Source organism: Haloglomus salinum (assembly GCF_024298825.1).
Lineage (GTDB): Archaea > Halobacteriota > Halobacteria > Halobacteriales > Haloarculaceae > Haloglomus > Haloglomus salinum.
In genome coordinates this window covers 1,605,027-1,617,660 of the sequence record NZ_CP101153.1, presented here as the reverse complement: position 1 = coordinate 1,617,660, position 12,634 = coordinate 1,605,027, and the positions used below count along the sequence as shown (strand labels likewise).

12 protein-coding genes are annotated in these 12,634 nt (G+C 65.8%); 2 read left to right on the top strand and 10 right to left on the bottom strand.

Annotation, left to right across the window (positions count from 1 at the left end; translation table 11 throughout):
• Nucleotides 1-96: 96 nt before the first annotated feature.
• Entirely contained in the window at nt 97-540 is a 444-nt protein-coding gene (locus tag NL115_RS07880; protein WP_254832632.1) for a universal stress protein, read from the top strand.
• Nucleotides 541-590: 50 nt separating this feature from the next.
• Here the strand turns inward: NL115_RS07880 and NL115_RS07875 are convergent, their stop codons facing one another.
• The gene (locus NL115_RS07875) at nt 591-2,495 is read right to left on the bottom strand and encodes a beta-CASP ribonuclease aCPSF1 (RefSeq protein ID WP_254832631.1); all 1,905 of its coding nucleotides are present in this window, start codon (nt 2,493-2,495) and stop codon (nt 591-593) included.
• Nucleotides 2,496-2,762: 267 nt separating this feature from the next.
• Here NL115_RS07875 and NL115_RS07870 point away from each other — a divergent pair, with 267 nt between their 5' ends.
• The gene (locus tag NL115_RS07870; protein WP_254832630.1) at nt 2,763-3,494 is read left to right on the top strand and encodes an SDR family NAD(P)-dependent oxidoreductase; all 732 of its coding nucleotides are present in this window, start codon (nt 2,763-2,765) and stop codon (nt 3,492-3,494) included.
• A gap of 49 nt (nt 3,495-3,543) precedes the next feature.
• Here NL115_RS07870 and NL115_RS07865 read toward each other — a convergent pair whose 3' ends face one another.
• From NL115_RS07865 to NL115_RS07830, 9 genes are all read right to left on the bottom strand, one after another.
• Entirely contained in the window at nt 3,544-4,395 is an 852-nt protein-coding gene (locus tag NL115_RS07865; protein WP_254824121.1) for a M14 family metallopeptidase, read from the bottom strand.
• Nucleotides 4,396-4,515: 120 nt separating this feature from the next.
• Nucleotides 4,516-5,523 carry a hypothetical protein gene (locus NL115_RS07860; protein ID WP_254832629.1) on the bottom strand — a complete coding sequence of 336 codons (1,008 nt, stop codon included), beginning with the start codon at nt 5,521-5,523 and terminating at the stop codon, nt 4,516-4,518.
• 101 nt (nt 5,524-5,624) lie between these two features.
• On the bottom strand, nt 5,625-5,816 hold the full coding sequence (locus tag NL115_RS07855; RefSeq protein ID WP_254832628.1) for a hypothetical protein: 192 nt from the start codon (nt 5,814-5,816) through the stop codon (nt 5,625-5,627).
• 222 nt (nt 5,817-6,038) lie between these two features.
• Nucleotides 6,039-7,226: a sensor histidine kinase gene (locus tag NL115_RS07850; RefSeq protein WP_254832627.1), complete on the bottom strand. Its 1,188-nt coding sequence runs from the start codon at nt 7,224-7,226 to the stop codon at nt 6,039-6,041.
• 114 nt (nt 7,227-7,340) lie between these two features.
• Nucleotides 7,341-7,556, bottom strand: coding sequence for a DUF7261 family protein (locus NL115_RS20775; RefSeq protein WP_434084018.1), 216 nt, complete (start codon nt 7,554-7,556; stop codon nt 7,341-7,343).
• 2 nt (nt 7,557-7,558) lie between these two features.
• Nucleotides 7,559-8,800, bottom strand: a complete 1,242-nt coding sequence (locus NL115_RS07845; protein WP_254832626.1) for an LAGLIDADG family homing endonuclease — start codon at nt 8,798-8,800, stop codon at nt 7,559-7,561.
• Nucleotides 8,801-8,853: 53 nt separating this feature from the next.
• A complete protein-coding gene (locus NL115_RS07840) occupies nt 8,854-9,339 on the bottom strand; it encodes a hypothetical protein (RefSeq protein WP_254832625.1) in 486 nt (161 codons plus the stop codon).
• A 41-nt stretch (nt 9,340-9,380) separates the two neighbouring features.
• Nucleotides 9,381-11,525 carry a VirB4 family type IV secretion system protein gene (locus tag NL115_RS07835; RefSeq protein ID WP_254832624.1) on the bottom strand — a complete coding sequence of 715 codons (2,145 nt, stop codon included), beginning with the start codon at nt 11,523-11,525 and terminating at the stop codon, nt 9,381-9,383.
• Complete coding sequence (locus NL115_RS07830; protein ID WP_350355296.1) at nt 11,518-12,633, bottom strand: TraC-like domain-containing protein; 1,116 nt, start codon at nt 12,631-12,633, stop codon at nt 11,518-11,520. The genes NL115_RS07835 and NL115_RS07830 overlap by 8 nt, the downstream gene beginning before the upstream one ends.
• Nucleotide 12,634: the final 1 nt, after the last annotated feature.

The following is a 12,634-nucleotide window of genomic DNA, read 5'->3' as shown; positions in this document are numbered from 1 at the left end:
GAGTCGCTCGGTGTCCCCCATCCAGCGTCGGCGGGCGGTTCCCGGCATCCGGGACCCACCCCTACACTTTCGGCCCCGGCCATCGGTAGTCCGGCCATGTACGACACCATCCTGGTCCCGACCGACGGGAGCGAGGCGGCCACGGCCGCGCTGGACCACGCCGCCGAACTGGCTGCCGACCACGACGCCGCGGTCCACCTGCTGTACGTCACGGAGTCGCCCGCCATCGCGCCGACACCGACCGCCGGGGACGTACTCGAGGAACTCGAACGGCACGGCGAGGACGTCGTCGACGAGGCCGCCGAGCGGCTGCGGAACCTGCGTGTCCACACCGCCGTCGCCCGCGGGTCGCCACACCGGGCCATCCTCGACTACACGAAGCGGAACGACATCGACCTCGTCGTGATGGGGACCCACGGCCGGACGGGCCTCTCACACGCGCTGCTGGGGAGCGTCGCCGAGCGCGTGGTCCGGCTCTCGCCGGCGCCGGTGCTGACGGTCCGGCACGCCGACGCCGCGGACGACGAGGAGGCGGCGTGACCTGACCCCGTAGACCGCTCCACATCGCTGGGGTCGCCGGTGACCGGCGGTCAGTCGCATCGGAACGTCTCGAGGTTGCGCGGCTGGTAGGTCGCCATCCCGAACTCCTCGTACAGCGCCGAGGAGAACTGGTTGGTCGCCGTCTCGTCGCCGTGGACACAGAGGACCCGCTCCGGGCGGTCGGACATCGTCCGGACGTAGTTCTCCAGCCCCTGCCGGTCGGCGTGGCCCGAGAACCCACTGACGTCCTCGACCTGGAGTTCGAGGGTGACCCGGGACTCCCCGCCGTCGTAGCGGGGGAGTCGCACGTCGCGTCGGCCCTGCTGGATGCGTCGCCCCATCGTGCCCTCGGCCTGGTAGCCGACGAAGACGAGGGTGTTGGCCGGGTCCGTGCCGAGCAGGTCGAGCCAGGAGAAGATGGGACCGCCGGTCACCATCCCCGAGGTCGAGAGGACGATCGCGGGCTCGCCGTCGGCGATCTCCTGGCGCTGGTCCGACCCACCGTCGACGTGCTGGAACTGGTCGGCCAGGAACGGGTTCTCGTCCTCGTAGAGGATGCGCTCGCGGAGCCCGTCACGCAGGTACTCGGGGTAGGCGGTGTGGATGGCGGTCGCCTCGCGAATCATCCCGTCGAGGTAGACCGGCACCGTCGGGAGGTCGCCGGTTCGCATCGCGTCGGCCAGGACGAGCAGCATCTCCTGGGAGCGCCCGACCGCGAACGCCGGGATGACGACCGTTCCGTCCCCGTCGAGCGTCTCGCCGATGATATCGACCAGCTTCCGCTCGGCGTCCTCCTGGTCGGTCGAGTAGTCGCCCCGGCGGCCGTAGGTCGACTCCATCACCAGCGTCTCCGAGCGGGGGAAGTCGTTGTCGGCGCCGTTGAACAGCCGGGTGTCCGTGTAGTGGATGTCGCCGGAGAAGACGACGTTGTGGAAGCCGTCGCCGACGTGGAAGTGTGCCGACGCGCTCCCGAGGATGTGACCGGCGTTGTGCAGCGTGAGCTTCACGTCCGGCGCGATGTCGGTCACGTCGCCGTACTCGACGGGGATGGTCCGCTTGAGCGCCTCCCGGACCATCAGGGAGTCGTAGGGGGGCGAACGGCCCTGTTTGGAGGCGACATCCAGGTAGTCGAGCTGGAGCAGTCCCATCAGGTCCCGTGTCGGCTCGGTGAGGTAGATCGGTCCGTCGTAGCCGTACTTGAACAGGATGGGGAGGAGCGCCGAGTGGTCCAGATGGGCGTGTGTCAGCACGACCGCGTCGATATCGGTCAGCGGCATCGCCTCCGGCGCCTGGAGGTAGGGGACCTCGCCCTCGGCGCCGGGCTTGTCGCCACAGTCGATGAGGATGCGCGTGTTGGCCGTGCTGAGGACGAAGCTGGCCCGTCCGACCTCCCGACAGCAGCCCAGCGTCGAGATGCGGACCCACTCCGGGTCCGACGAGCCGGTGTGGATGCTCTCGCCGACGCGCTGGAGGAACTCGCGGCGGTCGGCCCGCTCACGGGTGAGGTAGTTCCGGACGTTCGCGACGGTATCGGACTCCATCGGCGGGGTCCGGACGACCTCGACGGTCCAGCCAGCCTCGGAGGCGATCTGGCGTTTGGTCTCACCCCCACGGCCGATGACCAGTCCCGGCTTCTCGGCCTCGATCAGCACCTCGCCGGTCTCGGGGTGGAACTCGATGTCGCGCAGGCCAGCATCCTCGGGGAGGGCGTTCCTGATGATGGTCTCGGCCTCGCTCCGGGTGCTGCGGGCGTCCGCCGTCGGCCGGATGGTCAGGCGTTTCTGGAGGGTACTGGCCAGTCGACCGACGAGCCGGTCGTCCCTGGCGAACACGTCCGGCGTACTGGTGTAGACGACCAGCTCCGGGCCTTCGAACCGGATGTCGTCGAGGTCTGCGTCCGCGGGGAGTTCCTCGCGTAACTGCGTACGGTACTCACTGAGGGTTCCTTCGTGCATGGATAGGTGCGCCGTGCGAGGCCGCCAACCGGAGAAACGACGCCCTCGAACCGGGCGATACTGGCTTCTCCGCGGCCCCACATTATAACACTTTTGAGACGCGTGGTGGCTCCGGTGTGTCTCGGGGCCGCCCCGGAATCCGAACAGTCCCGTCCCGAGATTCGAACAGGCCGACCCCCAGCTCCGCCGAACGGGCTGGGGAGCAGCGGGCCACGGGGAGCGACGGATTCCGAGGGGTTGACACAGGGCGGGCGCCAGCGCCGGCGTATGCACGACGACGACCCGCCATCGGCCATCGTGGTCGGCGCCTCCTCGGGCATCGGGGAGGCGCTGGCCCGCGAGTTCGCCGCCCACGGCTACGAGGTCGGCCTGACAGCCCGCCGGCGCGAGAAGCTGGAGTTCATCGGGAACCAGCTCGACACGAAAGCCTACGTCGCGAAGATGGACGTGACCGACCTCGCGGACGCCCGCGAGGGGTTCCACGAGGTCGCCGACGCGATGGGCGACGTGGACGTGGTGGTGCTCTGTGCCGGCGTCGGCCGCGAGAACCGCGACCTCGACTGGGAGGTCGAGCGCGAGACCATCGACGTGAACGTCCGTGGGTTCACGGCGCTGGCGACGGCTGCGATGGACCGCTTCGAGAGCCAGGGCCACGGCCACCTCGTCGGCATCTCCTCGGTCGCCGCGCACATGGCCAACGGCGCCATCCCCGCGTACCCGGCGTCGAAGGCGTTCGTCTCGAACTACTGCGACAGCCTCCGCTACCGGGCCCGGAATCTGGACGCCGACGTGGACGTGACGACCATCGAGCCCGGCTTCGTCGACACGGAGATGGCCGGCGGGACCTTCTGGATGTGCTCGCCCGAAACCGCGGCCGCGCAGATATATCGGGCGGTCCGGCGGGGGAAGCGCCACGCGTACGTCACCCGGCGCTGGTGGCTGGTCGCGGGGCTCATCGGGCTTATGCCCGACGTGCTGAAGCGGCGGCTGTTCGCGTAGCGGCGCCGGCCGGGGGCGCGGGGACTGGTGGACCAGCTCCGGGGCCGCATCAACCGTCCGACGGACGGTCGACACCCCAGGTATCGCGGGCGGCAGACAGCGACTCGCCGGCGGTCTCGCCACGGTACCCGAGGAGATCGTCGTACCCGGTCTCGGACATGAGGATCGGGACGAACGGCTCGTCGGCCACGTACTCCTCAGTGGCACTCTGGGCGACGGTACTCCCCTCGGAGACTCGTTCGAAGTTCTCCACGAGTAGCTCGTAGTCGGGGCCGGACGGTTGCGAGACCGCGTCGGTCACCGTGTAGTAGGTCGAGTCGCCACCAGTCGGCTCCTCGGGGAGCACGTCGACCAGCCGGAGGAACGCCTCGACGATCCCGGTGGCGTTCTCCGTGGCCTCCTCGGTGAGCTGTCGCCCCGCCTCGATGCTGATGACGGGGGCAGCGGTCGGGAGCGACCCCTCGATACAGGGCGTCGGATCGACGATGTGCGGTATCGGAAGGCGTGCGGCCAGCTCCTGGACGGGGGGATACGACCGTGAGACGAACGCGATGGGGTCGTCGAAGGAGTGGGTCGAATGGATCGAGAGCACCGGACCACAGTCGTCGATCTCCGCGAGGAGCGCGGCCGCGAGCCGGCGTTCACGGGCCCCACTGTCGGGATCTCCGGGGAACACCCGGTTCATGTCGGCATCGAGGTAGCGACGGTGGCTGGCCACTGCGGGCGGGTTCGCCACCACGAGTTTCACCGGGCGCTGGAGGTCGGGGTTGGACTCGATCACCTGCCGCACGGCGCGAACACCGCTCGGCTCGTCACCGTGGACGCCCCCCACGATGGCCACGTCGGCATCGTCGCCGGGACCGAGCACCGTCGTGGCCGGAGTGACATCTTCTCCGAACACACACGGCCGTCCGGGAGCGAGCGGAAAGGCTGACACGGTCCGGCCCAGTGTGCCCACGCTCGCTGGACTCCCGCGTGGCGAACCCATGAATATCCGACAAGAACGGAGCCGCGGGGCGCGCTACTCGGCGTTCTCGTTCCGGTTGTTCTGGTCGTTGCTGTTCTCCTCACCCTGCTCGGAGCGCTCGTCGCCGGGGGCCTCGCCCTCGTTGTCGAACTCGCCGTCCTCCGGACCGAGCGGCCCGGGCGCGTCGGCCTGCGAGGAGCCTAGGTCGAAGTCACACGTCTCCGGGGACGGGGAGGTGGTGAAGTCACAGTCGAAGCCGGCGAGCAGTTCCTCGCCGCCGGCCGAGACGACGAACTCGTCGCCGCCGCCGACGCGGATGTCGTCGTCGTCCGCGTAGTTGTCACCGACGTACGCGACGCCGAGCGGGCCCAGCGTCAGCGAGCCACCCTTGTCACACTGGTGGTGGCTGGGCTGGCCGATACAGTCGACTGCGCCGTCGCTCGCGACGGGCCCGGAGCCGCCCTGGTAGGCGACACCGACCGTCGAGTTGATGCCCTCGCCCTGGAAGAGGCCGACATCGAGGTCGGCGGTACCCGGTGCCTCACCGCCGGGGGCCGGGAGGGTCGGCGCGCCGCCGGAGCCGTCGTCGCCACCGGAGTCGTCCTCCTCGCCGCTCTCCCCGAGCGGGCCGGGCGCGTCGCCCTGCGAGGACGTGGCGTTGACCGCGCAGTCGTCCGGCGAGGGCGACGTGCTGAGGTCGCAGTCGAACTCGACGGTGGCCTGTTCGCCCTGGCCCGCGACGGTGACCTCGTCGCCGCCGCCGAAGCGCGTATCGTCGTCGTCGCTGTACGTATCGCCGGTGTAGGTGAGCGAACCGGCCTCGCTGTTCAGCTCACCGCCCTTGTCGCACTGGTGGTGCGTGGGCTGGCCCTCGCAGTCGAGGGTCCCGGAGCCGCCGTTGCCGGCCTCGCCACCCGAGGCCGACAGGTCGATGGTCGAGTTGATGCCGTCACCGGTGGCGATGCCGATGTCGTCGTCAGCGGCCGCGGGCGCCGCGACCAGCGCCAGCGCGGCGACGAGCACCGCCACCACCGTCAGGGTCGTTCGTGCGTCGAGTCGCATTCGTACGCCTACTCTACGCTCCCCCCGGTTGGCGGTTGTCCCGTCCCTGGACGGTCATTGAAGTACGCGACGCGAACGACGGGCGTGTCGGGGCCCGGGCGCTATCCGCGGACGTGCAACCGACCGGCGCGCCACTCCCAGACGAGCTCTAACACGAACCAGGTGACGAACCAGACGGCGAACACGCCCAGGACGAACATCGTCGACCCGAGGAGCCCCAGCGCCGTGGTCACCGCCACGAGCGACGAGTAGAGCAGGACGACTGCACCGACAGTCGCGACGAGTGCGGCCATGCCGCAGGAGCAGTGCTCGACGGTGCCGACGGTACGGGCCTGCTCAGGAACCGCACCGGAACTGTTCGATTGCGACCGACCCCCTGTGCCGTGCATACATATCACACTCCGACTAGCCCTCGACGGGCGAGTGCCTTCAATATTTGCCCCTACCCACCGTGACGGCGCGGCGGCGATAGAACGGGTCGTGGGAGCCGACGGCGGACGGCCGTCCGGACTCCCTCAGGTAGGGGACTCCGCAGAGAACGGCTCCGTCGACGCCATGGCCGGCGGCTCCGGGGCCCGCTGTAACGTGGCACCGAACGTCGTCCCCTCCGGACCGGTCTCGACGAGGTCGATGTCGCCGCCGTAGTGGCCACAGAGCTGGCTCACGAGGTAGAGACCGAACCCGTGGTCCGTCGGCCCCGCATCCGGACGTTCGAACAGCGTCTCCTGGGTCGCATCGTCGATGCCCGGGCCGTCGTCCGAGACGAGAACCTCGATCACCTCCTCCCCGACGCGGCTCTCGACCCGGACCCGTGGGCTCTCGTTGTCGTTGTGCTCGACGGCGTTGGCGAGGAGGTTCCCGAAGACCCGCGGCAGCATCTCGTTGCCGTAGACGAACACCCCGCTGGGAACGTCGAGCGAGATATCGGCGTCCGGATGGGTGTCGCGGAGCTTCCGGACCTCCGCCTCCAGTGCCCCGTGCAGGTCGACGGGCTCGAGCTCCCGGTCACCCTGGATGACGCCGACCAGCCGCCGAACGTCGGAGATGACCGCGGAGATGTCCTGGCTGTGGCGGATGATGGGCTGGACGTGGGTCTCTTCGAGTTCCTCGTCGTCGAGCTCCTGTTCGAGGAGCAGGCTGTGACCCTCGATAACGTTCATCCCGTTCAGCACCTCGTGGCGGAGCAGGCTGTTCAGGTAGTCCAGCGTCTCGCGCTGGTCCTCGATCTGCTCGGCCTGAAGCCGGGCCCGTTCCGCGTCGAGAGCGTTCAGGACCGCCCGCATCTCGATGTACCCGACCAGCATCCCGACACCCCCGCCGATAGCGGCCCCCCACCGCAACCACGCGACGATATACCAGACACTCAGGTCCTCGGTCAGGAGGATGATCGAACCGTTGATACAGAGCGACACCACCACGCCGGAGACGACCCACAGCAGGACCCGCGAGTGATCGACCGGGGTGTACCGCTCGCGCCTGAGCCTGAGCCCGCCCCAGAGGATGGCGGCGATGAACGGCACCGAGGAGACGATACCGATGAGATACTCGCCGCTGAGGACCAGCGTCGTCTGCCGGATGGTCACGAGCCCGAGCATCCGGAGCAGCGTCTCGGCGGTCAACACCAGCACCAGCGCCACGCCGATGGCGAGGACGTACCAGGGGACCCTCGAGGGGGCGGGGCGGGTGGCGCTGGCGTGTTCCATACCCCGGAGGTCGATACTCTACCCTTATCAAACCAACCACCAGACCGGCGTTCGGGTGTCGTACAGGCCCGCAGGCTGCCGAACGAATAGTCAGTCAGCCGGCCGTGTCGCCCCTCACCCCACCACCCGTACCACCAGCGTCAGGTCGCGGTGTCCACGCGGCGTCGTCACGTCCACATCGAACGCCGCCGCCAGGACCACCGTCTCGCCGGCACGCTCCTGCACGACGACGCCACGGTCACCGCGGCAGGACCCGAACGCGCGGCCACGGCCGCCGGGACAGTTCGTGTCGGCCCACGCGTTCGCCGCCGAGCGGTTGTAGCGTGAAATCGTTATGAAACGGCGTTAGCGCCGATCCACTGGAATCGGCCATTGCGTCCGGCGAGAACTGCAGGGTAGTCACGGACAGTAAGTCGAAATACTGGCCCCGAGCTGAGCAGTTCCGAAACCTGCGAGGAATAGAACAACTGGTCTTGCGTCCGGCTGATGTAGATCTCCCAAATCGGAGTTCCCCAGGATCGCTCCCGCCAGGCGTGGCGCGGCTTGATTCCTAACTCTGTGCACAACCGACAGACATCACGAGCCAGCTTGTCGCTCGTCGTGTAGTACGTTTGCCGCTCGTTTCCATCACCGTCTAAAAGCGTCTGAAGCAGCAGTTGCTGGTGCTCTGTCGGAAGCTCCCAAACGAAATCGGGAAGGTGCTTATCGCGACAGTCCGTGCCGCCCAGACCCTCCATCAGACGGCCATAGAGCTTCGAGCCGAACTTGAACGATTTCTCCTGCCGATCATGCTCAAGGCCCATCCGGTCCAGTAGAGCACCGATTTTCTCGCGGTTTTCAGCCTTCTTTTGTGCGATCTGTATTTCGGCAGTGTCTCGGTTCTTCTTCCAAGTAACGCTCCCTTCAGTCACGTACCAACCGATAAACTGGACGAAGTCCTCGAGTTGAAACCGATACGGCATGCGCCAATGTGATGTTCCGTCTCGAATCCAGACACCCGTCCCGAGTTCCTCGATGGCAGCCTGATATCGCTTGAATGTGGCAGCATCGAACCGGTACCCGACCCATTGATTCCGACCAATCGGCTCGCATCCGTCCGGAAGCGCCGCCCGAAACGTGTGTCCGTGACAATCGTAGCTGACGCACACTTCGAACTCGTCAAGGAAATCGGTGACATCGATCTCGTCCGGTGCCTTCCGGGGCACCGTCTCCCAGTCGTTGATGAGAATATTTTCCTCATACTCGGAGAGTTGGTTCGCCGGCCTGAACCGTGGCGGGCACTTCGACTGGGTTTCGTACAGGATCGGATGCCCCGGAGCCACCCGAAGAGCAATGCGTCTCGCACTGATGTCGTACACTCGTCCGTGGTACTGCCGTGAGCTGATATGGGTAACCGGCTTGAGCTTCGCGATTCCAGTGAGCGGATCGAGAGCGTAAATCCGGTTACCAGGTTCTAGATCGGTAATCTCGACGGCACCGTGCTCGCTCATAATCTCAGTATCTGGGACGAAGCCGCCACGTTCCTCATCGAGGGGCTTGCCACGAGTCGACGACGACTGGATGGGTTGTGTCATCGGTCCACCCGTCAGGGCCGACCACAAACCCCGCGTTACGACGAAGATGAGAACTACGAGTCCGATTCCGGACACTCCGCAACGAGATGGGTCTCCAGATCGACGACGTACTCATCGCAGCGCCAGCATTTCACCCTCTGCGGTTCACCACGGGATTCTGGAGTTGGATCACTGCTTAGGAGGCCGAATTCCTCGCGCAAAACCGTCCGAGCCGCGTCCCGCCACTCCGCTCCGTGGCCGCCAAACCGACGAACCAGTCCTTTCGTGGTTGCCTCCTCGAGGAGTCCATCATTCGTTTCGAGAAAGACCGTGATTACGTCCGACGGGGAGTGCTCATCGAGATAGTACACCTTCCGGAGTGACCCGGGAAGCGAGATGCCATCCGAACCGGACCCACCCTGAATCGTGAACGAGTACACGCCGACGGCCCGGTGGCGAGTAGCGACTTCCGTTGGGAGATCTGCCGCTGGAGCCGGGCCGTTCTCCCGAAGATATGCGACGTTCTGATAGCCGACATCGTCCCCCGGTTCGAAGTCCATCCGACATCCTGCATCCAGTTGGGTTCGTGAATAAGTTTTCTTCACTCACCCCCGTCGGGCACCGGCAAATCCTCCATCGAATCGCTGGGTTGTGATGACTCCCGACCCGTCTCGACAACCTCCGACACTTCGGTGGCGTCTGCCGTCGGATCGAAGTCGATGATCTGCTTCTCTTTTGGGAGTGCCTGAATCTCCATCCCTCGCCACTCACCGTCGACGCCAAGGAGTGCCTGTGAGTAGCCTTCCTGCTCATTTCCGGGAATCGCATCCTGCACGTAGCGCATCTGCGCGTAGTTCAGGCCGAACTCGTTAGCCCACTCCTCGTCCATCCCGTCGAGCTTGTGGAACTGCTTGATCGCACACTGGTCGAGGATCATCTCCGCTTCCGGCCACTGGAAGAACTCGTCGACGGTCTGTGTGATGAGCCGGATCGAGAGGTCGTGGTGCCGGTGATGGCGGAAGATGGTCTCGAGATACGAGAGTGTCGCCGCATCGGACATCAGGTAGCGCGCCTCGTCCACCACGAAAACGACGCGCTTGTCGGTCTCCTTCGCCCGCTCGTAGACCAGCGAGATGAGCAGCTCCATGAGCAGGCTCGTGTGGCCGCCGAGATTGCCGCCCTGCTGGACCAGATCGAGATAGATGAGCTTCTCGTCGCGGATGTCGAATTCACTCGCCCGACCCAGGTTCTCGAACTGGCCGCCTTCGGTGAACGGCCGAAGCTGGTCCAGCAGCCAGACCGCGTCGTCCGCGAGTTTCTCCCCCTCGGCGTCCGCCCGGACGACGAACGACTCGGGGGCGTTGCTCATCTCCTCCAGAATATCCAGCATATCACGGACGGTCGGGCTCTCGTTGTCGTGGGTGCTCACATCCTCCGTGATGCCCTTGCGCTCGTACGCCTCGTCGAGTGCCAGTTCCAGCGTTGTCCGCCGGTCGCCGAGCGTTACGTCGCGCAACGCGAAGAAGTTCGTGAAGAAACTAATCGCCCGCTCGCGACGCTCCTTGAGCGGACTCGCGTCCTCGCCGCGACTCTGGAGAACCCGGTCGGGCGTCGGCTTGATCTCCAACGGGTTCAGACCCATCGTTCCGCCGACGGTGATACGCTGGCCGCCGAGCGCCTCGATGACACCGTTCCAGTTGTTGAGCGGTTCGAGGACAACGCCGATGCAGTCCGGGTCCTGCTCGATCGTCCGGATGAAGTTCTGTTTCGCGCCGAACGACTTCCCGCTTCCTGGATCGCCGACGGTGAACATCGCGTAGCCGTCTTCGCGGGCGAACGGGTCGAGTACGAGGGGGCTCCGGGTATCCTTGTGAATGCCGAACTCCACGCCCCCTTCCTCGAGAATCGTCGCATTGTGTGGTGATGCCAGTAGCGCACCGACCGCACCGCCGAGGGCAATCGCATCGCGGTCGAATACGTTCGGCCCAACCGGTGCCGCCGACTGGAGTGCGAGGTCCTGCGTACAGATAGCGGTCTTCGGATTCAGTCCTGCTGGCTGCTCGCGCAACGCCGCTCGAACCTGCTGGACGGACTCGCGGAGTTCGTCTTTCGTCTCCGCGCGGACTGTGACGAACATCCCTTGGTCGAACACGCGCTGTCCGTTCTCGACGGCCTTGTACGTCGCCGTCGCCTCGTTTGCCCGTTCCTGCAGGTACGCACCCCGGACGCTTCGTTCGAGGTCCGCATCAGCTTGGATGTCGTCGGCTGTCTGCTGGAGTGTATCCCGTGCTCGCGACTGGTTCTTCGGCGCGACGTGTGCCGTCAAGTCGAATCGGACATTCGTCAACTCGAACAAGCCACTCAGATAGCCGTCAGATGGGTAATCCGGATACCCGGCGACGTACAGGGTCGTCATCCAATTCTCGCCGACGCGAGCGGCACGGGTTTCCCACTCGATCGCTGCTGGAGCCATCGCCGACTGCTGGCGCTCCGCGATATCGTCGAATAACGCCTCTTCGTGGGTACCAGCATCCAGTGTCTCCTCGTCGAGTAACTCTGCTAGCACCACGTCCTCGGCCTGGCGTTCACGGTACCAGGTCACGATGTTCGCGACCACGATGAGCGCGAGGATGCTCCCGACGCCGTAGACCAGCAGGCCGGCCGGTGAGATGAGGGGCGGGAGCGATTCAAGCGTATTCTGTACACTCCGAGGGAGAGCCGCCTGCAGCCAGCCGGGGTTATGCATCCGGCTCACCTCGGGGGGCACGCGGTTCACGCTGAATAGCAGGCTCGGTTCTGATTGTACTCGCGGGCACCTCGGAATCGTACTCCTCTCCATTCCAGAATTCCATATTGAGCAGGAACAGTTCGAGCGTGCTGAGTCGGGTCGCCGACCAGCCGGAGACGTTCTCGACGAACTCGGACCGGACCGTGCGAATGCGCTCGTCAAGCTTCTCGAACATCGCCGCCTGCACCTCCGCATCATCGAGGTCGTGCTTCCGGGCCACGAACGGCTGGATCAAGAGGCCGAAGAGCGGGATTTCTGCGAGTTTCTCTCCCGGTGTCTGTTCCTGCTCGTAGTGGTTGTACACCTCAAGCCGGCCGACCTCAACCCCGATGTAGTAGTGGAGGCGCTGCGTGTCAGCGAGGTCCGCCGGCCGTCGGTCACGGTACTCGGTCAGTAGTTCCTGAAACGCAGGGTTGTCTTGGACATCACCATCGCTCAGACGGTCGTCAAGCTGTTCGATGAGCTGTCCAACCGGGAACGAGCGGGTCGTCGCATGGAACGTGAGCGGGAATTCGAGTTCCGAGTTGGCGAACTCGGCACCGGCCTCTTGGACAGCTTGCCAGTCTCCGGCCATCGCGAAATCCATGTTCGCCGGGTCGATCTCGACGAACGCTTCCATCCGGCCATCGGTGCGTTGAACCGCTCCCGCACCGGGCCACGCCCGCTGCACGTTCGTGAGGTCTTGGGTCCGCTCAGCCGGGGTGAAGGGCGTATACTGAACGACGCCGCCCTCAGTAGGAGCGTGGTCGCTATCCGGCTCGTGACTGTGGGTAACCCGCGGGCGCTTGAGATAGAAGCGGGATACGTCGCGAAGCCACTGCCAGGCCGTCAGCTGCGCCGGTGCTGCATAGACCACAGCAGTGCCGAGCGTCACCCCCAGCAGAACGAGGGGGAGGAGCAACACATCGGCACCGAGGAGACTGGCGACGAACAGGCCAGTAATCGGGAATCCGAACAGCACTCCGATATCTCCCTCCGACACGTTGAGGATGGGAACGCGATTCTCCTCGCCGAGCTGGTTCATGATGCGACGCTTCGCTGCTGAATGCGTGGAGTCAGAGCTCATA

What these genes read in the sequence shown, in the direction of transcription:
- NL115_RS07880 (WP_254832632.1), top strand. Translation starts at nt 97, where the DNA reads ATGTACGACACCATCCTGGTCCCGACCGACGGGAGCGAGGCGGCCACG.
- NL115_RS07875 (WP_254832631.1), bottom strand. Translation starts at nt 2,495, where the DNA reads ATGCACGAAGGAACCCTCAGTGAGTACCGTACGCAGTTACGCGAGGAA.
- NL115_RS07870 (WP_254832630.1), top strand. Translation starts at nt 2,763, where the DNA reads ATGCACGACGACGACCCGCCATCGGCCATCGTGGTCGGCGCCTCCTCG.
- NL115_RS07860 (WP_254832629.1), bottom strand. Translation starts at nt 5,523, where the DNA reads ATGCGACTCGACGCACGAACGACCCTGACGGTGGTGGCGGTGCTCGTC.
- NL115_RS07855 (WP_254832628.1), bottom strand. Translation starts at nt 5,816, where the DNA reads ATGGCCGCACTCGTCGCGACTGTCGGTGCAGTCGTCCTGCTCTACTCG.
- NL115_RS07850 (WP_254832627.1), bottom strand. Translation starts at nt 7,226, where the DNA reads ATGGAACACGCCAGCGCCACCCGCCCCGCCCCCTCGAGGGTCCCCTGG.
- NL115_RS07845 (WP_254832626.1), bottom strand. Translation starts at nt 8,800, where the DNA reads ATGACACAACCCATCCAGTCGTCGTCGACTCGTGGCAAGCCCCTCGAT.
- NL115_RS07840 (WP_254832625.1), bottom strand. Translation starts at nt 9,339, where the DNA reads ATGGACTTCGAACCGGGGGACGATGTCGGCTATCAGAACGTCGCATAT.
- NL115_RS07835 (WP_254832624.1), bottom strand. Translation starts at nt 11,525, where the DNA reads ATGCATAACCCCGGCTGGCTGCAGGCGGCTCTCCCTCGGAGTGTACAG.
- NL115_RS07830 (WP_350355296.1), bottom strand. Translation starts at nt 12,633, where the DNA reads ATGAGCTCTGACTCCACGCATTCAGCAGCGAAGCGTCGCATCATGAAC.